This window comes from Microbulbifer maximicatervae (SeqCode) (assembly GCF_052467815.1).
The window spans coordinates 1,570,588-1,590,980 of record NZ_CP174326.1 but is presented as its reverse complement, the minus strand read 5'-3'; the positions used below and the strand labels follow the sequence as shown (position 1 = coordinate 1,590,980).

The window sequence follows — 20,393 nt, the reverse complement described above, 5'->3', positions numbered from 1 at the left end:
GAGGCTTATGAACTATCTGGCACATCTGTTACTGTCCGGGCCCGAACCGCGTTGGCGACTGGGTGGGCTCCTGGGGGACTTTGTTAAAGGTCCCCTGGATGACAGTTGGCCAGCGGATATTGAGCATGGTATTCGCCTGCACCGTCGCATCGATGCCATCACCGATGCGCACCCGGCCTACCGGGATGCCCTGGCACAACTGGACCCGCGCTGGCGTCGCTATGCCGGCATCGCACTGGATATATGGTTTGACCACCTGTTGGCAGAAAACTGGCAGCAGTGGCACCCTGAAGCGCTGGATGAGTTTTGCCAGCGCTGTTGGAGAGACTTTCATTTCGACAGCCGGTATATTCCGCCACGCGCAATGGCATTTATTGAGCGCGCCGAGCAAATTAAACTGCTGCAAAGTTACCGCGAGGAGCGGGTAATCGAACTGACCCTGGAGCGGGTTGGGCAGCGGTTGCGCCGCCCGGTAGCACTGCAGGAGCTACTGCCTGAACTTATCGCCGGGCGGAACAAACTGGAAAGCAATTTCAATAAACTATTAACCGACTTGAATCTCGAAGCGAACCGCTTTCGACAGCACTATTCAGGACCCGAATTACCATGACCTTACCCAACCCGCGCATCACTTTTCTTTTGGTCTTCCTAATGGTGGCCTTTTTACTCGGCTCCGCCTTTTATCTCGAGTACGTGCAGGGGCTGGAGCCTTGCAAATTGTGTATTACCCAGCGGGTAATGCTATTGGGTGTTGGTATAGTTTCGTTGATCGCATTCCTGCACAACCCTGCCACCATTGGCCGTCGTGTCTACGGCCTGCTGGTATCCCTGTGGGCAATGGGCGGTCTCTACTTTGCCGGTCGCCAGCTGTGGCTGCAAAGCCTGCCGGAAGACCAGGTACCGGCCTGTGGTCCAAGCGTCAGCTATATGATTGAAGTTTTCCCGATGGCCGATGTGCTCAAGGCGCTGCTGAGCGGCGATGGCAATTGTGCTGAAGTACAGTGGACCATGATGGGCCTGAGCATCCCCGGTTGGGCCGCTATCGGTTTTGCCGGTCTGATCCTGTTCGGTGGCTGGCAAGCATTCCGCAGAGCTTAACAATCTCCGGCGGCTTTACCGGCCGCCATCTCCTACATGTCAAAATCCACGCTGCACAACATACTCCGCTGGCTGGGGGGAGCTGCCATTCTGGTTGCCTGTACCTGGCTGGGCAATTTCACCAGCTCAAGCCTGTCACTACCCATTCCAGGATCTGTCATAGGGATGCTGATGCTACTGGTGATTCTCGTGTTCAATGGTGGGGCTCCCGCAGGCCTTGCCAAAGTCAGCTCACAACTGCTTTACCTATTGCCGCTGTTATTGCTACCGGCGGCTGTCGGGGTATTTTTTTTCCAGGGCCTGACTCTATCCGACTGGCTAGCCCTTATCGCCGCTATTGTGATTGGCACACTGATCAGTATCGCTATTTGCGCACAGCTACTAAAAAAACTGCTGATTCGCTCTGGGGGTAATGGAAAGTGAATGAATTTCTGGCGAACCCAGTCTTTGTATTGCCCTTGAATGTCATAGCTTTTCTTATCGGCGTTACCCTTTACCGGCGCTACAAGACTGTTCTGCTGCACCCTATTATCAGCGCTAGCATTTTGACCGCAATAACATTGAGTGTTCTCCATATCCCCTATGAGAGTTACCAGGGCTCCAGTGCATTACTGTACAGCTTGCTAGGGCCAGCAGTTGTTGCCCTGGCTGTCCCTCTCAAACAAAACCTAGTGATTATCCGCAAAGCCGGCTGGCCGCTACTTGTCACTATTTTTGTGGGTGCGATTTTGGCCCCGGTTATAGCAGTATTAATCGCCTTGGTATTTGGCGCGGGCAAGTCAGTGCTACTGGCGTTGAGCGGCAAATCTATTACCACACCCATCGCATTGGCCCTGGCGGAAACAATCCACGCTTCTCTCAGCCTCACTGCAGCTATTGTGGTCTTGACCGGGGTGGTCGGTGCTATCGCTGGCCCAGCTATAATGAGTAGGCTCAATATTCACGATGAGCGTATTATTGGTATCGTACTCGGCATCAATGCCCACGCGGTTGGGACCGCACGAGCATTAGAAATCAGCGCCCTGTGCGGCGCCTGTGCAGCATTGGCGATGGGTTCCTGCGGTGCGCTCACAGCGCTGATTTTGCCGCTCATTATCAGTGGTTAAAACACCCTAGATTTGCTCCACCGAAGATCGCCGCAGGCATCGTTGTATTCTGGCGTAGATCACACTCTGCACCTTGCCGTCGGCGGGGGAATCTCCTATCTTCTTAGGGCCTTCGGGATCAGCAATAAAGCTGGCTATCACGGCAACAGTAACCAAAGGATTCTTGGAGATGCTGGAAAATTGTAAATCTGCGCGCGAGCGCTGGGGTGGCGTCAGTGAAATCATTGACCGCTGGCTACAGTCCCGACAAATCCTGCTGGTAAGTTACTACCATCTATCTGAGAAGAAAGCGTTTAACGATGGGGATTCGGAGACCGAGAACGGTGTTCGTCATCTTTGCCAGTTGCTGGTGGACTACGTCTCTGCGGGACACTTTGAGGTATACGAACAGCTCATACTGGAAGGCCAGGCTTTTGATGATAAACAGGGGCTGCAACAAGCGCGGGAACTCTATCGGGATATTGATGTGACCACTGATGTCGCTGTCGATTTCAATGATAAGTACCAGGAAACCGACGATCTATCCAGCCTGAACCCAGATTTGTCACAGCTGGGGGAAGCACTGGAAACCCGCTTTAGTTCCGAGGATCGAATGATCGCACTTTTGCACACAGCCCATAAAAACCAGCTGGTCTAAAAAACTGAATTCATCATTGTAAAGGCGATGGGAAGCCGGCGCCTTTAATCGAATATTTTTGTTATTGATTTTTCAGGGTAAAAAATAAAGGCGCCCAATGGGCGCCTTTATTGAATCCAAAGTAGTAAATCTAATTACTCACTTTTGGGCTCTTCTTTTTTCTCTTCTTTTTTCTCGGCGCCATCTTCCTTGCCAACATTGGCTTTGTGCAACTCCACTTCAAAAATCAGCGTTGCGTTAGGGCCGATCTTACCGCCTGCACCACCCGGGCCATATGCCAGCTCGGAAGGGATGTAAAGCTCCCACTTGGAACCTTCTTTCATCAGTTGCAGCGCTTCGGTCCAACCCTTGATAACACCATTAACCGGGAACTGGACCGGCTCACCACGGGCGTAAGAGCTATCAAACTCTTCACCATTGATCAGGGTACCCTTGTAGTCCACTTCAACAGTGCTGTTCTCGCTGGGCTTGCCGCCGGAACCCTCACTAATCACCTTGTACTGCAGGCCGGAATCAGTGGTAACAACACCATCTTTCTTGGCATTCTCTTCGAGGAAGGCTTTTCCTTCCTGCAGGTTTTTATCAGCTGTCTCTTTGAATTCTTTCTCTTGCTGAGCCAGCATTTCCTGCTGCTTCTTCTGCATTTGCTCTTGGAAGGCAGCGATCGTTTGCTGCTTTTCTTCTTCAGTCAAACGGGATTCATTGCCGCTGGAAACATCCTTAAGAGCCATCATCACCACTTGGGGATCTAATTTCACATCCTGAGCTTCAAGGCGCTTCGCCATATCTTCGGCAATGATGTAGCTGACCTTCTTCTCCTGGGTGTCCAGGGCAACTTCTTTTTCCTGCTTAGATCCCTGTTCGTTACAGCCGGTCAGCGCCAGGCCAAGGGCAATTGCTGCAGCCAAAGGGTATTTATTCATGGGTGTTGTCTCTTTGTCCGTATTGCGTTGAATGATTCGCGCTTGACCCTGGGTCAATGCCTGCGGCGGCTTATCAAGTAATCCTGATTCGGCCCTTAGCCTCCAGGCGCACCTTTTCCGCCAGTCCGCTCAAGTCTAACCTAAGGCGACTGCAAGTGCATACCGATGACGCGCACACTGTGCAGGACACCACATTCCACCTTAAGGTTCCAGGGACCAGCGAGAAAAAAATACATTTACAGCACTATTTTCGCTGCTTACGGCATACATTTTTTTTAAAAACAGCGCTATTATCGACCAGTCGCCGGTTGTTGTTCCGGACTGTTTGAGGTGCTTTTCAGTTTCAGAACAATTTACAGTGTTCAGATCCCTGATTTAAATATGTTTATTACATATAGATCTGATCCGTACACTGTCCGGATGTTCCAATTGATAATAAACGTCAGGACATTTACTCATGGCTGCCAAACAAAGAGCTGTCAATTCAGTCGCAGAACTGGAAGCACAAATTTCCAAGCTAACCGTCAAGCTGGACAAAGCCCGCAACAAGAAAGTTGCCGATGCCGGCAAAAGTGTTTTAAAAGCCGGAAAAGCACTGACTTCTGCAAAAGAAAAATTAGCTAAAGCGAAAACCAAACTAGTAGACGCTAGAACTGCAGCCAAGACACGAAAGACAGCTGCCACTCAAAAGCGTGTAGAAACCGCCAAGGCCAATGTAGAAAAGCATAACGAAGTACTCCAGCAAGCAAAGGCATCACACGCCGAAGCAAAGAGTACCGAGTCCCAGGCAAAGGCCGAGCTGAAAGCTGCCGAAGCTGTGCGTAAGGCCGGTGTAAAAGCAGAAAAACTACTGAACAAATCCAAGCCAAAAGCCCGCAAAGCTACCACCTCAAAAAAAGTAGCCGCTCCTAAAGCAACCGCAGCAAAGAGCCGCACTAAAGCAAGCACTACCAGCACCGCCAAAACAGTGAAAAAGACAGTGGCAAAAAAAGCCACAGAAAAGAAAACTAGTGCCAAGAAAGCGCCAGCAAAAACCGCCGCTGCCACTAAAGCTGTAAAGAAAACTCCCGCAAAGAAAGCCTCCACTGCTGCGAAAAAAGCACCAGCCAAGAAAGCTTCTACTGCCGAGAAAAAAAATCCAGCGAAGAAAGCTCCAGCTAAAACTACTGCTGCCAAAAAACCAGCGGCGAGCAAACCCTCAACGGAAGCCAAGCCTGCAACAGTCAAGCCAAGCGCAGAAACTCCGAAGGTGAAGGCTGTCAGCAAACCTGAAACCGTTGAGAAACCCAAAGACGATTCAAAAGCAATGGCTCCAGCTGAGCAGCAGAAACCGGTGGAAACTCCGCGCCCAGCAGCAACGATTACTCCCAGCACTCCGGCAAACAGCCTCTTTTCTTCGGAGCAACCCAGCGGCGAATAGTCTCGGGACTCCTCGCAGCCAAATACGGTGCTGCTTAATTGAGCTCTGTACTTTTCACGACTGTATTACCGGCGACCCCAGAAAAGTACAGCGCCCAGAGGGGTGTAACAGTGGCTTAACCCGCTGCCCCCCTGTGAGCCAAGTAGCTTTCGATCAGGCCCGCCCAGTGGGCCTGATCTTTTTGCTGCAAACCATATTGCTGGGATGCTAGCTCCAGTGCAGAGCGATCCCCCGGCCAGTCCTCAGCATAAATTTTCCACAGCGCAGCCAACTGCAACTGCTCCAGTTTCAATTCATAGCGTTTACACAGCGCGTAGACCCGCTGGGTATGGGGGCGCAAACTCCCCAGCCAACGACGCAGGTGTCGCACACTGCGAATCATTCGCCTGCGCGGCGCGACGCCTCGATCTGCGACTCTCCATCCCTCTTCACTGATTTCCTTGCCACAAACGACTGTATAGCTCGCCCACAGTAGAAGACACACGTCAGCGCCATTTCTGTCTTGGCAGTCGAGTAGGAACTTCTCAACATCCTGATAGGCATAAAAGTCCAAGCTGAACTGCCAGAGGGGGTTTTCCTTGGGGGAAGATGGAGGTGAAGTATTTGTCACGTTAGAATCCCGACCCTTTGCTGATCGGCATAGTGCCCCAGTCTCTGTGGAGTCCGGGTCTGTTCAATAGCCTAGCATTCATCGGCCTATTCATATGAGGTTTTTCCAGTGATCAATTTACAAGGGGTTTCTCTGCACCGAGGTGAGCGCGACTTGCTTGACAGCGCAGATTGCAGAATCTTCCCCGGCCACAAAGTCGGAATTATCGGTGCCAACGGCTGTGGCAAGTCAACTCTGTTCAAACTGCTGCTTGGACAACTGGAAACCGATGCAGGGCGGGTAGACCTCCCCAGCACCTGGCGTATCTCCCATATGGCTCAAGAGGTAGAAGCTACTGAGCAGTCAGCACTGGATTACGTTTTAGACGGCGATAGCGAGTTGCGGCTATTGCAAAAGCAACTGGCAGAGGCCGAAGCAAGCGGCGATACCGACGGTCACAAACTGGCAGAACTGCACGAGCGCATGGCCAGTATTGATGGCTACAGTGGCCCGGCGCGCGCCGCGCAACTCCTCGACGGGCTTGGCTTTTCCCACGAAGAGCAACAGCGCCCCGTTCGCAGCTTCTCAGGTGGATGGCGTATTCGCCTCAATTTGGGCCGCGCCCTGATGTGCCCCGCAGATCTTATGCTGTTGGACGAGCCCACCAACCACTTGGATCTGGATGCCACCCTTTGGCTGGAACAGTGGCTGCAACGCTTCCCCGGTACCCTGCTGATTATTTCCCACGACCGCGACTTTCTCGATGCAGTGGTCGACGGCATTGTCAGTTTTGAACAGCAAAAACTGGTCTTGTACAGCGGCAACTACAGTGCCTTCGAGCGCGCTCGCGCTGAGCGCCTGGCCCAGCAGCAAATACAGTTTGAAAAACAGCAGGCCGAACGCGCACATATGGAAGACTTTGTGCGGCGCTTTCGCGCCAAGGCGAGCAAGGCCAAGCAGGCACAAAGCCGCCTGAAAGCCCTGGACCGGATGGCTCTGATTGCCCCAGCCCATGTGGATTCCCCTTTTCATTTTACTTTGCCATCCTCAGAGAAAACCTCTAATCCGTTAATCGACCTGCGCGAGACGGATATCGGCTATGCCGAAAAAATAGTGGTGAAGAACGTTCAGCTGGGCATTCAACCGGGACGCCGTATCGGCCTGCTCGGCCCCAATGGTGCGGGCAAGTCCTCTCTAATCAAAACCCTGGCTGGCACACTCGCCCCCCTCAGTGGCGAGCGCCAATGTGGCGAGCACTTGGCCATCGGCTACTTCGCCCAGCATCAGCTGGAAGCACTGGATAGCAACGGTTCCCCTTTGCTGCACCTGCAAAGGCTGAGCCCCGATGCCTCGGAGCAATCGCTGCGGGATTTTCTCGGCGGCTACGGTTTTATCGGCGATCGGGTTTTCGAAACGGTAGGGGGCTTTTCCGGCGGTGAAAAAGCCCGTTTAGCCCTGGCACTACTGGCCTGGCAAAAACCTAACCTGTTGCTTCTCGATGAACCGACAAACCACCTTGATCTGGAAATGCGCCACGCCCTGACCCTGGCGCTGGCGGAGTTTCCCGGTGCCGTCATATTGGTTTCCCACGATCGTCATCTACTGGCCAATACTGCCGACGAATTTATTCTGGTGGCCAATGGCCGCGCCGAACCCTATAGCGGCGACCTTGATGACTACAAACAGTGGCTGCTCGGCTTTAACCGGGAAAAGAAGCGCAAAGAGGAGAGCGCCTCCACTGTTACAGGCACAGAGGAAAAAGCCCCTGAGGATAAGAAGGCCCAAAGGCGCGCCGCCGCCGCACTACGCGAACAACTGAAGCCCCTGACCAACAAGCTCAAGAATATTGAGCGACAGATGGCTGTGGCAGAAAAGGCATTGGCCGCAGTACAGGAAAAACTTGCCGATGAAGCGCTATATAGCGGCGGCCAGCAGGAGGAAATAGCTCGACTTAATAAAGAGCAGTCAGAGCAGCAGGAATTAATGGAAGAACTGGAAATGGAATGGCTGGAAATTTCTGAGAAGCTCGAGGAAATTCGCGGCGAATAATTTTACAGAAAATCACTCTAAATAATATCTTCAGCGGGCTTCAGAACTTTCCTGCTACCCGCTGAAGAAATCGATTTTATTTATCTTTAACGAATACAACCGTATTCATCCACTGCAATACCAATCGGTGTATTTGGGCATTGATCGATATAGCTGGGTACACCATCAAAATCTGTATCCAGCGGACAGCCATCTAATTGCACATCGATTCCCACTGGGGTCTGCGGACATTGATCAGTGGCATCAATAACACCATCTGCATCTTCGTCATACCAAAAATCCGGATATTCAAGCCATTGATAGCCGACCGCCAAGCTGGCAAAACCATCGATACCACCTTCTTCGACCCCCTGGAAAAGCCGTATATCTGCGCGAGCCTGCCAGCGGGGCCCCAGGTGATATTTAATTCCCATTCCCACATTCACCATGTTTTGCCGGTCATGCCAGTCACAATGGTAGGGCGGGTAGGGATAATGGTGGCCGTCTGGCCGATCCTCAGGGACATAGAATTTCTTACGACAATCCCAAGGGTAGGGGTAGTATGGGTCGTAGGGGTGATCAGGGTCGTAGGTATATTCCGGGTCGTCTGGATGCCAGTGTTTTTTACGGTAACGCCGGTCGTAATTAATACGCAATTCACCCAGGCCAAACGCGACATAGGGCTGCCAACAAAAGTTACCGCAGAACTGCCCTCCAAATTGATATAGGAGATCTATGCGGTAGTTATACACATCTACTTTCTCAGGCGTATCCGCAACACTCACGACGAAATAGTCGACAACCCCTTCCATCGCCCAATGATTTGTCATGTTAAAGCCAAAACCGGCACCGACACCTGAGGTATCTCGCATTTCAAATCCACGAAATGGCGTGCCTTTTAGACGATCACCATCAAACCAATGCTTACCCCCATTAACATAGAGGTTCAATGTTCCAACAAAATCAGCACGGACTTCAGGAACTGTAAGTAGTGGGATAAACAACAGGCTATAGAGAATTGAGAGCAGAGCATCACGCCTTCTCATCAGAAACACCGAGATTCCTTCCTTGATCAACCCCCTAAATTATTATTAACATCAACATCTATTAATAAAAATAATTCGATTTTGTTTTCGTGGTGCTTCCTGAATCCAGTTCTTATCGGAAATAAAATTCGAAAGTCACAGCACACTAGAAGCATAGACGGCTAGTGGTAAAAAACAGCAATAAAGACAGGAGAGATAACCCGTGCTGGCACCCAATATTGACAGCTATGTGAGGAACTTGGTTCGACCTCAAGACATACAAACTACTTGCTATGTCCCCAAAAGTATCCGCGAATATGCGCTGGACTTTCAAAATAATTCCAACAATGAGAGCAAGTGGTATCACAAGCGTAGTAGTGATGGATTAACCGTAATCGATCAATTGGTAAGCCAAGCGGCACAAATCCACACAAATGATTATGGAAGGATTACCCGCGTTACCAAGGTACTGGTAGAAAATTTATATCTCTGGCTTACAGGATTCAACCCTTCCACACCCTCCAAGCTACTTGATACTGATGGAATTACACGGCGAAAAGATGCAGTTTTAGCCTTATTAGGAGGAGCATACTGTTGGTACCGCCAGGCCAGTGAGGCCTTCGGTTCTGAGAGAAGAGCAATCTCTAATATCGAATCCCAGACGGACGTTCCTTTCTCACTGTTTAATTACCGATTCAGCCGCAGTGGTTTTGACTTACACACGGTGACCACACTGCTATATCGAGGCGATACCCGCCCACCGCAAAAGCTGTGGCAAGCCGGGGGGTTCTTTCCCTGGATGAATCAAAATGGCCGCTTTGATCCGCACCTGGGTACCGGAGCATCTAACCAAGTCATCTCAACCACTACCAATGCAAATATTGTTGCGCGCTTTGCCTGGCACAATAAAACTTATTGCCCGACTAGGTATTATTTTGTGCATGGAACAAATGAGGGTGACTTAGCCACTACTGGTTTTATCTATGAGCTCGATAAAAGAAACCACCAGTGCGTAGAGGTTTCCACAGTCACCCGGGGACGTGAAGTTGCCTTTATGGCTATTCCCAACCAATTTATTCGCCGCTTTCGTATGCGTTATTTTGCGGGCACCCAAAATAATATTGAACTGTCGGATTGGATGGCTTACGACAGTAACACCATCCGCAACCTGAATGTTGTCGAAGACAAGCGCCGATGGGAAGCCGCCAAGAAAAACTGGAATGAGTTTTTCTAACAATAGAAGTGGACTATTGCATGCCACTGATACCATATTGGCACCGGTGGCATGCATCGATCGTCAGTGCGAATTATTCGCCTTTGGACTCTTCAGCGGTTGACGCATCTACTTCAGAGGCAGTGAGCGGCAGCGCTTCACCAGGTAACCTGCGGTATACCAAGTCCCAAACACCGTGCCCCAGTCTCTGCCCTCGACGCTCAAACTTGGTCTCTGGGCGCCATTCTGGCCGGGCAACATAATCACCCTCACTGGCGGTATTTTCTAGCAGGTTTTCCCCCTGCAATACTTCCAGCATATGCTCGGCATAATTTTCCCAATCTGTCGCCATATGCATAAGACCGCCGGTTTTTAACTTGCTGCAAATCAGGCGAACAAATTCCGGCTGCACTATCCGGCGCTTGTGGTGCTTCTTCTTGTGCCAGGGGTCAGGGAAGTACAGCTGGAAACGATCCAGGCTCCCATCGGCAATACAATCGTTTAGGACATCGACCGCATCGGCCATGTAAACACGCAGGTTTTTGATACCTGCCTTGCCGGCATTATTGATCAACCGGCCAACCCCCGGCGGGTGTACTTCAATACCAATAAAATCCTTATCTGGCTCGGCTTCAGCCATGGCCAGCAGGGAATCCCCCATACCGAAACCGATCTCTAACGCCAGTGGCGCCTCGCGGCCAAAAACCTGTTGGCGATCCAAAGGTCCGTCAAATAGGGAGAGCCCATACTGCCCCCAATAATTGTCAAAGGCATTGCGCTGCCCCTCTGTCATTCGCCCCGCGCGAATCACATAGCTGCGGATAGATTTCTTCTTAAATTCTGTGCGGTAGGGAAAATCTTCCGCAGATTCGTCTTGCATTGTTCGCGACCTCTTATGCGAAACGGTTTATATCTTGATGTTTTGTTCGGGCTCGGTATCTGAGTGTAAGCCCAGTAAAGGTGGCTACTTAGAGAAATTAAATGCGGCAAAAAACAGGACTACCCAACCGGCAATCATCATCAGCCCGCCGAGAGGGGTGATTGGACCTAGCCATCGGGGGCCTCCCAGTGCCAGGGCATAGAGACTGCCGGAGAAGAAGATAATACCGAAAATAAAAAGAGCACCGCTCAGGGTCAGCGATAAACGGTTTCCCCAGTTTTGCATTAGCAGCACCACACCAAACAGCGCCAGGGCATGAATCATCTGGTACTGGACTCCGGTTTTATAGGCCTCTAACAGGTTCTCTGCCACTTTACCGCGCAGGCCGTGAGCCCCAAACGCCCCCAGAGCCACGCCACTGGCGCCAAAGAATGCACACAGCAGCAGATAGAGTTTGGCCATTACCTTCCCTTTTTGTTTTACCCAGTGGTAACAGGTATGCCTGTAACAGGCGGGACAAAAAAAACCGCGCTACTGCGCGGTTTTCTACCCGTGTACCAGAATGCCGATTTAGGCTTCCATAGCAGCACGCACTTTCTTCATGGCATTTTTTTCCAGCTGGCGAATTCGCTCAGCGGAAACACCATACTTATCAGCCAACTCATGCAATGTGGATTTCTCCTCACTGAGCCAGCGGGCCTGAATAATATCGCGGCTGCGATCATCCAGTTGTGCCATGGCACTAGCGAGGCTGGTCAAGTTGGTTTCCTGCCAGTTATCCCGCTCAAGCTGGGCGGCCGGATCAAAACTGCGGTCTTCCAGGTAGTGAGCCGGTGCCTGCCAGGCGGTATCGTCATCGTCATCGACACCCGCATCAAAAGCCGCATCGTGTGCAGCCAGGCGGCCTTCCATTTCATGGACCTGGGTAACATCCACATTCAAGTCTTTGGCGACGGCTTTAGCTTCTGCATTGGTCAACCAGGCGAGTTTTTTCTTCTGACCGCGCAGGTTGAAGAATAATTTGCGCTGCGCCTTGGTGGTGGCAATTTTGACAATACGCCAGTTGCGCAGAATAAATTCGTGGATTTCAGCTTTAATCCAATGTACCGCAAAGGATACCAGGCGCACTCCCTTTTCGGGATTGAAGCGTTTGACGGCCTTCATCAAACCGACATTACCTTCCTGAATCAGGTCGGCTTCATTGAGCCCGTAGCCGGAATAAGATTTGGCGATATGCACTACAAAGCGCAGGTGTGACATGACCAGCTGGCGTGCAGCATCGAGATTTTCGCGGTAATAGAGGTCTTCTGCCAGGTGCTTTTCCTGTTCAGCGGTCAGTACGTCAAAACCACTGACGGTCTGGATATAAGCTCCCAGGTTGGCGCCCGGAGACAGCGTATGCACTGGCTGTAGGCTGGTTCCCATTCAGGTCTCTCCTGTCATTATTAGTCGGCCGATCTTACCGGCCGCTGCCGGCGGATACTGTATCCGGCGACAAGCTGGACTCAGTGTAGCACTTGCACGGGCAGATGAGAAAGCCCGCCAACAACTACCGTATTCTGTTGTATTTCGCGGAATTAGAGGGGCTTTTTACGCCTCAGGTTCCCTTTGCCAGAACACTTTACCCTTCTTGATCAGACTGAACGGTCAGCGGGGTTCTATCTTGCGAGTGTGTCGCGCTACCGCAAACCAAGCCCCTAATAGGCCCAGCGAGGAGGCCCCCAAAGTTAATTGAAAGAAGTAACTGGCGCCCGGCCCTCTCAGTTCGAAGCTGCTGCCATAACTTGATGACAGACTCTCAACTGGCCCAGACAACATAGCCACACCACCTGTAAGCAACAGCCACGCCAACAACCCGCCAAATAGCCCATAACAAATGCCACTGTAAAGGAACGGCCGTCGCACAAACGCATTAGTGCCGCCAACGAGCTTTACTACCAGGATCTCCTCCCGACGACTTTCGATATGCAGTCGTATGGTATTGATCACCACCAATACCACTCCCAGCGCCAATAACAGGGCTAGACCTGCGGAGAGACGCTGTCCCAGTTCGGTGATCTGGGCGAGGCGCTGGACCCAGGCAAGATCCAAGACCACTGAATCCGTCAGTGCCTGGGCTCTCAGATTCTCCACCAAAGCCTGTAGTTTATCGCCGTCCTTCGCATCCCTTGGCCGCAGCAACAGCACTGCCGGCAGGGGGTTGGCATCCAGGCCAACCAATACATCCCCAAGCCCCGAGGCCTGTTCAAACTCTGCCAGGGCATCTTCCGGGGAGACATAAGTTACCTCCGCGATAGCGGGGTCACTGCGCAATTTGTCGGCCAGGGAATTAACCGCAGCCTGTCTCGCATCTTTGTGTAGAAAAACAGAAATTTGTGGCTGCCCATCCCAACCAGCCACCGCGCGCTGGAAATTCAACAGGCCCAATTGCAATGCCGCCGGCAGGGCCAGGGCAATAGCAATCACCAGCGCCGTCATTGCACTGGCCATCGGTGCGCTAAAAAATCGACTGACAGAGTCGGCGGCCATCTCACGGTGATGCCCCAACCAGCTATTCCATCGATCGCCCAACCCTGTTTGTGCAACAACAGCGCCGGTGCTGCGCACACGTTTGTCTGCGGCAGGGTTGGCCTGCCGTTGCGCTTTAGCTTGGGTGTACTTCACGGCTCGGAACTCCGTCGTATATCAGTTGGCCAGCCTGTAGGGTCAATACCCGTCGGCGCATCCGTGCAATCAGTTCCAAGTCGTGGCTCGCCACCAGCACCGTAACTCCCACTGCGTTAAAGTCGGCGAATAACTGCATGATTTCCTGCGAGAGTGTTGGGTCCAGGTTGCCGGTGGGCTCATCGGCAACCAATATCGCGGGCTTGTTAACGACTGCGCGGGCAATCCCAACCCGCTGCTGCTCACCACCAGACAACATAATGGGATTTTGCTTTTCCTTGTGCAGCAAGCCAACCTTATCCAGGGCTGCGCGAACCCGACGCCCCACCTCGCGCTTATTGCAACCAGCAACAGACAAGGGCAGGGCAATATTGTCAAAAACGCTGCGGTCAAATAGCAGCTGGTGATTCTGGAAGACAATACCCAGATTGCGGCGGTAGTAGGGGATCTGGCCATTGCGCAGGCGGTTGAGATTCTGTCCGGCGACAAGAATACTGCCCTTAGTAGGGCGTTCAATCGCGGTCAGGAGTCTCAGCAAAGTACTTTTACCCGCACCGGAGTGACCGGTTAGAAACACCATATCGCCACGGGGGATTTCCAGGCTGACTCGCACCAGGGCATCCTGCCCCGATGCGTAACGCTTGTTCACATTATCGAAAGTGATCACGGCTTCTGTTGTTCTTGTTATTTCCTAGGCGAATTATCAGGCCTTATCGCGGCCAAACAGGGCGGATACGAACTCACGAGCGCGGAATGGCTGTAGATCTTCCGCCTGCTCACCCACACCGATAAAGCGCACCGGGATACCGAAACGACGAGCCAGGGCAAAGATAACGCCGCCTTTGGCAGTACCATCCAATTTGGTCAGCACCAAGCCAGTAACGCCGGCCGCCTCACGGAACTGAGAGGCCTGGTTAATCGCATTTTGGCCAGTGCCAGCATCCAGTACCAACAGCACCTCGTGGGGCGCGCTGGGGTCCAGCTTGCCCATCACCCGGCGCACCTTGGACAACTCCTCCATCAAGTTGGATTTGGTGTGCAGGCGCCCGGCGGTATCGGCAATTACCACATCAACGCCGCGCGCCTGGGCAGACTGAACCGCATCGAAAATAACTGACGCACTATCGGCACCGGTATGCTGCGCTACAACCGGTACATCGTGGCGCTGCCCCCAAACCTGCAGCTGCTCAACTGCTGCGGCACGGAATGTATCACCGGCAGCCAACATCACTGACTTGCCTTCACCGAGAAAGCGGTGGGCCAGCTTGCCGATTGTTGTGGTTTTACCCACACCGTTTACGCCCACTACCAGAATGACGTAAGGCTTCTTGCTGATATCGATTTCCAGGGGAGCATCAACACTATCGAGTAAGTCAGCCAGCTCCTGCTGCAATGCCTTGTAAAGTGCATCGCCATCGGCCAGTTCCCGACGGGATACCCGTTCGGTCAGGCGCTCGACGATCTCGCTGGTGGCCTCAACTCCCACATCTGCCATTAACAGCTGTGTTTCAAGTTCTTCCAGCAGATCTTCATCGATTTCCTTGGCCCCGAGGAACAGGTTTCCCATCCCCTCGACAAACTGGTTGCTGGTGCGGTTGAGGCCGCGACGAATACGCGCAAAGAAGCCCTCTTTCTTTTTGGCTTCCGGTTTCAGCTGCTCTTTGGCTCTGGGTTTTGGAGCTGGCTCGGGTTGAATCGGGGCTGGCTTCTCGGCCTCTTCTTTTATTACAGGCTCTGCTGCAACCACCTGTGAGGGTTCGACAACGGCCTCCGGCTCGCCCGCCGCATCAGTATGCTGCGCCCAGCCGGCACTTTCCTCTTGGGGGGCAGAAGCTGGGGTAGTGGGTACATCGATAGGGACCTTTGCCTCCTCCAGAGCGGAGGTTTCTCCCTGGGCAGGCGACTTTTCCTCTATGTCTGAGGGCGTTTTGTCCAGCGCTGAGGGCTCTTGCTCTAGCGCTGAAGGCTCTGGGCTCTGCGCCGATGATTCCTCTTCAGACGCAGCAGTGACCTCCGCCTGGGATTGCTGGGGCTCACTTTGTTCGGGCTTGCGCTTCTTCTTTTTGCGCAGGAAGTCAAAAATCATTCGTATGTCCGGATGTACCGCTTGCAGAAAGACGCTAATCTTAGCATCGCTAAGCCCCCAGTAGAGAGTTACCTTGGCCAGAAGTTCATCCCGAAAGCAAAGCCCGCAAAACCTTTCACAGTTACGCATCATTGGCGGACAGTGGCGCGGGCGAAAATTACAGTTTGCCCCAGTGGAGGGCTTGAGACCTACCGGCGACCGACTGCGGGAGGTTCTGTTTAACTGGCTACAGTTCTACCTGCCCGACGCCCGCTGCCTGGACCTCTTTGCCGGTTCAGGAGCCCTGGGTCTGGAGGCGCTATCCCGAGGCGCCGGCTCGGTAGATTTTGTCGAGCTGAATACTCGCGCTGCGCGAACCCTGGCGGAACAGTTAAAACAGTTAAATGCCCGGGAAGCCAAAGTCCATAACTGTAGTGCAGAAGAGTTCCTCGGAAGTAATGGAAGTAAATACGACCTCGTATTTATCGATCCCCCTTTTGCCGACAATCTTTGGCAGGCAACTCTAGGCGCCCTGTCCGGCCATCTTTCGCAGGATGCATTAATCTATGTGGAAACACCGCGAGACACAGTGGTTGCATCAATACCAGGCTGGGAACAGGAAAAAGAAAAACGTGCGGGACAGGTGTGTATGCGCTTGTTTCGTCGCGCTGGCCCGGCAGGTTAGGGAAGAATAAAAAGATTCGGTTTTGACCTTAGCCGTAAATTGTTTACCATTCGCATCCCATTCGGCCCGCATTTAAGCCTTGGCGTATGAAAAAAGTCGTCTATCCCGGAACCTTCGATCCCATCACCAATGGTCACTTGGACTTGGTGGAGCGCGCATGCCGCTTGTTTGACCACGTTATCGTGGCTGTGGCTGCCAGCAATCGCAAAAACCCCCTGTTCACCTTAGAGGAGCGGGTAGAACTTTCACAAAAAGTTCTCGGTCACCTGCCCAATGTCGAAGTCATTGGGTTTGATATCCTGCTCGCCGACCTGGTGCGCCAAGTAGATGCTTATGGCGTACTGCGCGGTCTGCGCGCGGTGTCCGACTTTGAATACGAGTTCCAGCTGGCCAATATGAACCGCCAGTTAGCGCCCAATATGGAAAGCCTGTTCCTGACACCGGCAGAACATTTGTCCTACATTTCATCCTCTTTAGTACGTGAAATTGCCTCCCTGGGCGGCGATGTCACCAAGTTTGTTCCGGCTGCTGTACAAAGCGCGCTGGAAGAGAAATTTCGTTAAGCCTGAATCTGGCTATTTCTGATACACTCGAGCGGATTTATCCACAATCCGCGGAGTGTTACGTGCGCAACTTTCTCGCCGCCTTTGCACTGGTTCTGAGTCCCGCTTTCGCTTTTGCCGATGAACCACAACCGGAGTTTGATACCGGTCGCACTGCCGTTAAGTCCTCAACGGCCAACTTCTATATGGCAGTCACTGCCAACCCCCATGCCAGCCGGGCTGCCGAGCAGATTCTCGCCCGGGGCGGCAGCGCTGTGGACGCCGCCATTGCCGCTCAGATGGTATTGGGATTGGTAGAACCACAATCCTCCGGGATTGGTGGCGGGGCATTTATGCTCAGCTATGACGCTGCGGCAAAGAAGCTCAAGTACTACGACGGGCGCGAGACAGCCCCCTCTCAGGTAGACGAAAATTACTTTATCCGCGACAACAAGCCGCGTTCATTTTTTGAGTCTGTAATCGGCGGCTACTCGGTCGGCGTTCCCGGTGTTGTGCGAATGCTGGAAATGGCTCACGAGCGCGATGGCAAGTTACCCTGGGAGCAGTTATTTCAGCCGGCCATACACCTGGCCAAATCCGGCTTTCAGATATCACCGCGCCTTCACCAGCTGTTACTGCGCATGCCGAAGGTGGCTGCTCGACCGGAAATTGCCAGCTACTTCTTCAACAGTGATGGCAAGCCCCTGCCGGTGGGTCACAACTTGAAGAATCCAGCTTACGCGGAAGCCCTGGAGGCCATTGCCCAGGGCGGTGCGGATGCCTTCTATCACGGCGACATTGCCAAGGCTATCGTCAAAGCTGTGCGCTATGACAGTGCCAACCCAGGGCTCCTGAGCCTCGAAGATATGGTTAGCTACCGGGCCAAGGAGCGCCAGCCCCTGTGTTCGGAGTTTCTCGAATATCGTGTGTGCGGTGCGGATGCCCCGTCGTCCGGAGGTACCACAGTAGGCGGCATTCTGGGCATGCTGCAACAATTCCCACTGGAGCGCTTCGAGCCTGGCAGTGATCTGCTCACCCACTTATTTATCGAAGCTTCGGAACTGGCATTTGCCGATCGCAACACCTACTCCGGTGATTCCGACTTTGTCCAAGTACCCAGTAAATCACTGGTGTCCAGGGATTATTTGGCTCGCCGCGCGCAGTTAATCGACCCGGACTCTGCCACAGCTGCGACTCCGGGTACCCCAGCCGAACTCGGGGTGAAGCGGGTGATGGCCCAGTCGCCAGAGTTGCCCAACACCAGTCATTTAGTGATTGTCGACCGCTACGGTAATGGTGTCAGTATGACGACCAGTATTGAAACCGGCTTCGGGTCGCGCCTGATGGTGAAGGGCTTCCTGCTCAACAACCAGCTCACCGATTTTTCCTTCACTCCAAAAAACAGTAGTGGGGAGCGGGTGGCCAACCGCATTCAAGCGCGCAAGAGACCACGCTCTTCCATGTCCCCCACCATCGTTTTCAATAAAGATGGCAGCATGCGCCTTCTGGTGGGTTCCCCCGGCGGCTCACGAATTATTGACTACACCGCGCGCACCATTCTCTACCATCTGGGCTTGAATATGCCGATTGCCGAAGCGATTTCTGCGGGAAATATCGGTGCAATCGGTAAGAGGGTCGAATTGGAGCCCGGCTTTTTCAGCTCCGATACTATCGAGAAACTCGAAGCCCGTGGGCACGAGGTTGTCGAAAGGGGCCTCAACAGTGGTATCCATGCAATCGCTTTGCAAAATAACAAGCTGTACGGGGGAGCCGACCCCCGCCGCGAGGGCAGCGCCCAAGGGCGTTAACATTGATCAACCGAGGGGCGCACTTCCCCTCGGTTTCTTCCTCTCCTTAGCGCCTGCGGTCATAGACTTTCTGACCTTTGTAATAAGTCTGTATCACCCGGACACTACCAATATCTCGCTGCGGAATTAAAAACAGGTTTTTGTCCAAAACAATAAAGTCCGCCCACTTTCCCACCTCCAAACTACCGGTATCCCGCTCCAGGTGATTCGTAACAGCACCGGTAAAAGTGAACATTTCAATCATTGTCTCCAATGATATCTGGTTACTGACTCCAGCATGGATGTTCTGGATTGGTGACACCTCTCGCCCGGCAACATATCCCGAGTCCATAACCACGGCTATATGACGAGGCTCTGTATTAGATTTTCGACTTTCAGTTAAGTAACTTTTATCATCTGGAGAAACTTTTGAGCGCGCTGCTACTGACAGCAATAAAATCGGTTTTTCCTTATCAGCTGACAATACACTCCCAGCATTATCCGAACTAATATTAAGCAGGGTGTTACGCAATCCCAACTCCCTGCCACCATCCAGGGATATCTGTATGAGCTTTTGTAGAGCTGCCAACTCTTTATTACGCTTAGCATCCAGGTAAAACTGGAAATTATGTGAATTAGCACGAGTAATTATCCTGGAAATAAGTTCACTCGATAGGCCTGAATCACGTTGATCACCTAAACCTACCTTGTCAGCTTTCAAGCTGACCGAATTGATCTTGAAATCATCACTGGAATATTTTTCTGCAACCTTCTGCAATTCTCTAAGTTTCTTACCAGTGACATCCATCGCTATTTCAAAGGATGCTCGGATACGCAAACTCAATTTCTCTGACGATAGTGGGCGATCGAAGGCGCTGAGATATTTATTTAAATCATTGAGCGGCATTACAGCCTGAAAAAAAGTAGTTACACCTCTCTTGGCCGCAATATTCTTAATCTCTGAAAAACTTCGAGTTGGTTTTTCCCCCTCATTATTTACGGGTATCAGACGGGAAAAAACCTCCACCGCCTCACGACCATGAAAAATACCGATGGGAAGACCATCTTCATCTTTTTCGATCCTACCGCCCTCAGAAAAATTAGACTCCATATCAATCCCAGCTGCGGCAATACCTTCAGAGTTAGTCCATACACTGGCGCCATCTTCTGAGAAAAGAATAATGGGGATCAAATCATTTATTTGATCCAATATTGCTTTATGTGGTCTGTGTGGTGCAAAAATAACATGACGCCAGCCGCTGCCGACGACAAGCTGCTTCTCGGGGTTGGCCTGAATAAATTTACGAACGCTATTCTCATACCCCTCTACAGTTTTATATGTGGATAAATCCAAACTGTCACTGATACCAACATCAGGTATTTGCTGAATAAAACCGGGCAATACCATTTTTCCACTGAGATCAGTGACCTTTGTTCCCTCTCCTACAAGGGCTTCTGCCCCCCGATCTGTACCCACATAAACAATGCGCCCATCGCGGATAGCCATTGCCGAGGCAATACTGCGGGCCGGGTCGACGGTATAGATATACGCATTCCTTAAAACGTGCTGGGCGGGTTCAACACTGGCGGCCGGCGAGGGAGATTCAGCTCGTTCACAAGCAATTAACAATAGTGAAATGAGCAGGCAGGCCAGGCGCATAGGGACTCCTCACAGTTTTCCGCAATTCCCGATACTCGGGTCTTATCAGGAAAAGTGTAGAAAGCTCGGAC

Annotated in this window: 21 protein-coding genes; 11 read left to right on the top strand and 10 right to left on the bottom strand. The window is 52.2% G+C overall.

What is annotated here, in order from left to right; translation table 11 throughout:
- Positions 1-7 precede the first annotated feature (7 nt).
- The 5 genes from ACJJIW_RS06895 (at position 8) to rsd (ending at position 2,841) form a co-directional block, all read left to right on the top strand.
- Positions 8-610 carry an acyl carrier protein phosphodiesterase gene (locus ACJJIW_RS06895; RefSeq protein ID WP_444936977.1) on the top strand — a complete coding sequence of 201 codons (603 nt, stop codon included), beginning with the start codon at positions 8-10 and terminating at the stop codon, positions 608-610.
- Positions 607-1,098, top strand: a complete 492-nt coding sequence (locus ACJJIW_RS06890) for a disulfide bond formation protein B (RefSeq protein ID WP_444936976.1) — start codon at positions 607-609, stop codon at positions 1,096-1,098. Before ACJJIW_RS06895 ends, ACJJIW_RS06890 begins: the two co-directional genes overlap by 4 nt.
- A 36-nt stretch (positions 1,099-1,134) precedes the next feature.
- Positions 1,135-1,521 carry a CidA/LrgA family protein gene (locus ACJJIW_RS06885; RefSeq protein WP_444936975.1) on the top strand — a complete coding sequence of 129 codons (387 nt, stop codon included), beginning with the start codon at positions 1,135-1,137 and terminating at the stop codon, positions 1,519-1,521.
- A complete protein-coding gene (locus tag ACJJIW_RS06880; RefSeq protein ID WP_444936974.1) occupies positions 1,518-2,204 on the top strand; it encodes an LrgB family protein in 687 nt (228 codons plus the stop codon). Before ACJJIW_RS06885 ends, ACJJIW_RS06880 begins: the two co-directional genes overlap by 4 nt.
- Positions 2,205-2,373: 169 nt before the next feature.
- Positions 2,374-2,841 carry a sigma D regulator gene (gene rsd, locus ACJJIW_RS06875; protein WP_444936973.1) on the top strand — a complete coding sequence of 156 codons (468 nt, stop codon included), beginning with the start codon at positions 2,374-2,376 and terminating at the stop codon, positions 2,839-2,841.
- A 134-nt stretch (positions 2,842-2,975) separates the two neighbouring features.
- On the opposite strand, the gene bamJ is transcribed toward rsd, so the two are convergent.
- On the bottom strand, positions 2,976-3,764 hold the full coding sequence (gene bamJ / locus ACJJIW_RS06870; protein WP_282930659.1) for an FKBP-type peptidyl-prolyl cis-trans isomerase: 789 nt from the start codon (positions 3,762-3,764) through the stop codon (positions 2,976-2,978).
- 457 nt (positions 3,765-4,221) lie between these two features.
- Between bamJ and ACJJIW_RS06865 the strand changes: the two genes are divergently transcribed.
- Entirely contained in the window at positions 4,222-5,184 is a 963-nt protein-coding gene (locus tag ACJJIW_RS06865) for a histidine kinase (protein ID WP_444892365.1), read from the top strand.
- A gap of 115 nt (positions 5,185-5,299) precedes the next feature.
- Here ACJJIW_RS06865 and ACJJIW_RS06860 read toward each other — a convergent pair whose 3' ends face one another.
- Positions 5,300-5,794: a TIGR02444 family protein gene (locus ACJJIW_RS06860; RefSeq protein WP_444936972.1), complete on the bottom strand. Its 495-nt coding sequence runs from the start codon at positions 5,792-5,794 to the stop codon at positions 5,300-5,302.
- Positions 5,795-5,902: 108 nt separating this feature from the next.
- Here ACJJIW_RS06860 and ACJJIW_RS06855 point away from each other — a divergent pair, with 108 nt between their 5' ends.
- Positions 5,903-7,822, top strand: coding sequence for an ATP-binding cassette domain-containing protein (locus ACJJIW_RS06855; RefSeq protein WP_444936971.1), 1,920 nt, complete (start codon positions 5,903-5,905; stop codon positions 7,820-7,822).
- A gap of 86 nt (positions 7,823-7,908) precedes the next feature.
- On the opposite strand, the gene ACJJIW_RS06850 is transcribed toward ACJJIW_RS06855, so the two are convergent.
- A complete protein-coding gene (locus tag ACJJIW_RS06850; RefSeq protein WP_444936970.1) occupies positions 7,909-8,847 on the bottom strand; it encodes an outer membrane beta-barrel protein in 939 nt (312 codons plus the stop codon).
- A gap of 202 nt (positions 8,848-9,049) precedes the next feature.
- Here ACJJIW_RS06850 and ACJJIW_RS06845 point away from each other — a divergent pair, with 202 nt between their 5' ends.
- Positions 9,050-10,060, top strand: a complete 1,011-nt coding sequence (locus ACJJIW_RS06845) for a hypothetical protein (protein WP_444936969.1) — start codon at positions 9,050-9,052, stop codon at positions 10,058-10,060.
- Positions 10,061-10,133: 73 nt separating this feature from the next.
- Here ACJJIW_RS06845 and trmB read toward each other — a convergent pair whose 3' ends face one another.
- The 6 genes from trmB to ftsY all read right to left on the bottom strand — a co-directional run bounded on the left by trmB (position 10,134) and on the right by ftsY (position 15,237).
- On the bottom strand, positions 10,134-10,919 hold the full coding sequence (gene trmB, locus ACJJIW_RS06840) for a tRNA (guanosine(46)-N7)-methyltransferase TrmB (protein ID WP_444936968.1): 786 nt from the start codon (positions 10,917-10,919) through the stop codon (positions 10,134-10,136).
- Between the two features lie 84 nt (positions 10,920-11,003).
- On the bottom strand, positions 11,004-11,381 hold the full coding sequence (locus ACJJIW_RS06835; RefSeq protein WP_444892371.1) for a DUF423 domain-containing protein: 378 nt from the start codon (positions 11,379-11,381) through the stop codon (positions 11,004-11,006).
- 108 nt (positions 11,382-11,489) lie between these two features.
- On the bottom strand, positions 11,490-12,344 hold the full coding sequence (gene rpoH / locus ACJJIW_RS06830; protein WP_282930650.1) for an RNA polymerase sigma factor RpoH: 855 nt from the start codon (positions 12,342-12,344) through the stop codon (positions 11,490-11,492).
- Positions 12,345-12,566: 222 nt separating this feature from the next.
- On the bottom strand, positions 12,567-13,583 hold the full coding sequence (gene ftsX, locus ACJJIW_RS06825; RefSeq protein WP_444936967.1) for a permease-like cell division protein FtsX: 1,017 nt from the start codon (positions 13,581-13,583) through the stop codon (positions 12,567-12,569).
- Positions 13,564-14,250 carry a cell division ATP-binding protein FtsE gene (gene ftsE, locus ACJJIW_RS06820; protein ID WP_282930649.1) on the bottom strand — a complete coding sequence of 229 codons (687 nt, stop codon included), beginning with the start codon at positions 14,248-14,250 and terminating at the stop codon, positions 13,564-13,566. Before ftsE ends, ftsX begins: the two co-directional genes overlap by 20 nt.
- A gap of 36 nt (positions 14,251-14,286) precedes the next feature.
- On the bottom strand, positions 14,287-15,237 hold the full coding sequence (ftsY, locus tag ACJJIW_RS06815; protein WP_444937353.1) for a signal recognition particle-docking protein FtsY: 951 nt from the start codon (positions 15,235-15,237) through the stop codon (positions 14,287-14,289).
- Positions 15,238-15,742: 505 nt separating this feature from the next.
- Between ftsY and rsmD the strand changes: the two genes are divergently transcribed.
- The 3 genes from rsmD (at position 15,743) to ggt (ending at position 18,683) form a co-directional block, all read left to right on the top strand.
- Positions 15,743-16,333 (top strand): 16S rRNA (guanine(966)-N(2))-methyltransferase RsmD, encoded by a 591-nt coding sequence (rsmD, locus tag ACJJIW_RS06810; RefSeq protein WP_282930648.1) that lies wholly within the window; start codon positions 15,743-15,745, stop codon positions 16,331-16,333.
- Positions 16,334-16,419: 86 nt separating this feature from the next.
- Positions 16,420-16,896 carry a pantetheine-phosphate adenylyltransferase gene (gene coaD, locus ACJJIW_RS06805; protein WP_282930647.1) on the top strand — a complete coding sequence of 159 codons (477 nt, stop codon included), beginning with the start codon at positions 16,420-16,422 and terminating at the stop codon, positions 16,894-16,896.
- Positions 16,897-16,958: 62 nt separating this feature from the next.
- Positions 16,959-18,683, top strand: a complete 1,725-nt coding sequence (gene ggt, locus ACJJIW_RS06800) for a gamma-glutamyltransferase (protein WP_444936966.1) — start codon at positions 16,959-16,961, stop codon at positions 18,681-18,683.
- Between the two features lie 46 nt (positions 18,684-18,729).
- On the opposite strand, the gene ACJJIW_RS06795 is transcribed toward ggt, so the two are convergent.
- Positions 18,730-20,322: an amidohydrolase gene (locus ACJJIW_RS06795; protein ID WP_282930645.1), complete on the bottom strand. Its 1,593-nt coding sequence runs from the start codon at positions 20,320-20,322 to the stop codon at positions 18,730-18,732.
- Positions 20,323-20,393 lie beyond the last annotated feature (71 nt).

What these genes read in the sequence shown, in the direction of transcription:
- ACJJIW_RS06895 (WP_444936977.1), top strand. Translation starts at nt 8, where the DNA reads ATGAACTATCTGGCACATCTGTTACTGTCCGGGCCCGAACCGCGTTGG.
- ACJJIW_RS06890 (WP_444936976.1), top strand. Translation starts at nt 607, where the DNA reads ATGACCTTACCCAACCCGCGCATCACTTTTCTTTTGGTCTTCCTAATG.
- ACJJIW_RS06885 (WP_444936975.1), top strand. Translation starts at nt 1,135, where the DNA reads ATGTCAAAATCCACGCTGCACAACATACTCCGCTGGCTGGGGGGAGCT.
- rsd (WP_444936973.1), top strand. Translation starts at nt 2,374, where the DNA reads ATGCTGGAAAATTGTAAATCTGCGCGCGAGCGCTGGGGTGGCGTCAGT.
- bamJ (WP_282930659.1), bottom strand. Translation starts at nt 3,764, where the DNA reads ATGAATAAATACCCTTTGGCTGCAGCAATTGCCCTTGGCCTGGCGCTG.
- ACJJIW_RS06865 (WP_444892365.1), top strand. Translation starts at nt 4,222, where the DNA reads ATGGCTGCCAAACAAAGAGCTGTCAATTCAGTCGCAGAACTGGAAGCA.
- ACJJIW_RS06850 (WP_444936970.1), bottom strand. Translation starts at nt 8,847, where the DNA reads ATGAGAAGGCGTGATGCTCTGCTCTCAATTCTCTATAGCCTGTTGTTT.
- trmB (WP_444936968.1), bottom strand. Translation starts at nt 10,919, where the DNA reads ATGCAAGACGAATCTGCGGAAGATTTTCCCTACCGCACAGAATTTAAG.
- ACJJIW_RS06835 (WP_444892371.1), bottom strand. Translation starts at nt 11,381, where the DNA reads ATGGCCAAACTCTATCTGCTGCTGTGTGCATTCTTTGGCGCCAGTGGC.
- rpoH (WP_282930650.1), bottom strand. Translation starts at nt 12,344, where the DNA reads ATGGGAACCAGCCTACAGCCAGTGCATACGCTGTCTCCGGGCGCCAAC.
- coaD (WP_282930647.1), top strand. Translation starts at nt 16,420, where the DNA reads ATGAAAAAAGTCGTCTATCCCGGAACCTTCGATCCCATCACCAATGGT.
- ACJJIW_RS06795 (WP_282930645.1), bottom strand. Translation starts at nt 20,322, where the DNA reads ATGCGCCTGGCCTGCCTGCTCATTTCACTATTGTTAATTGCTTGTGAA.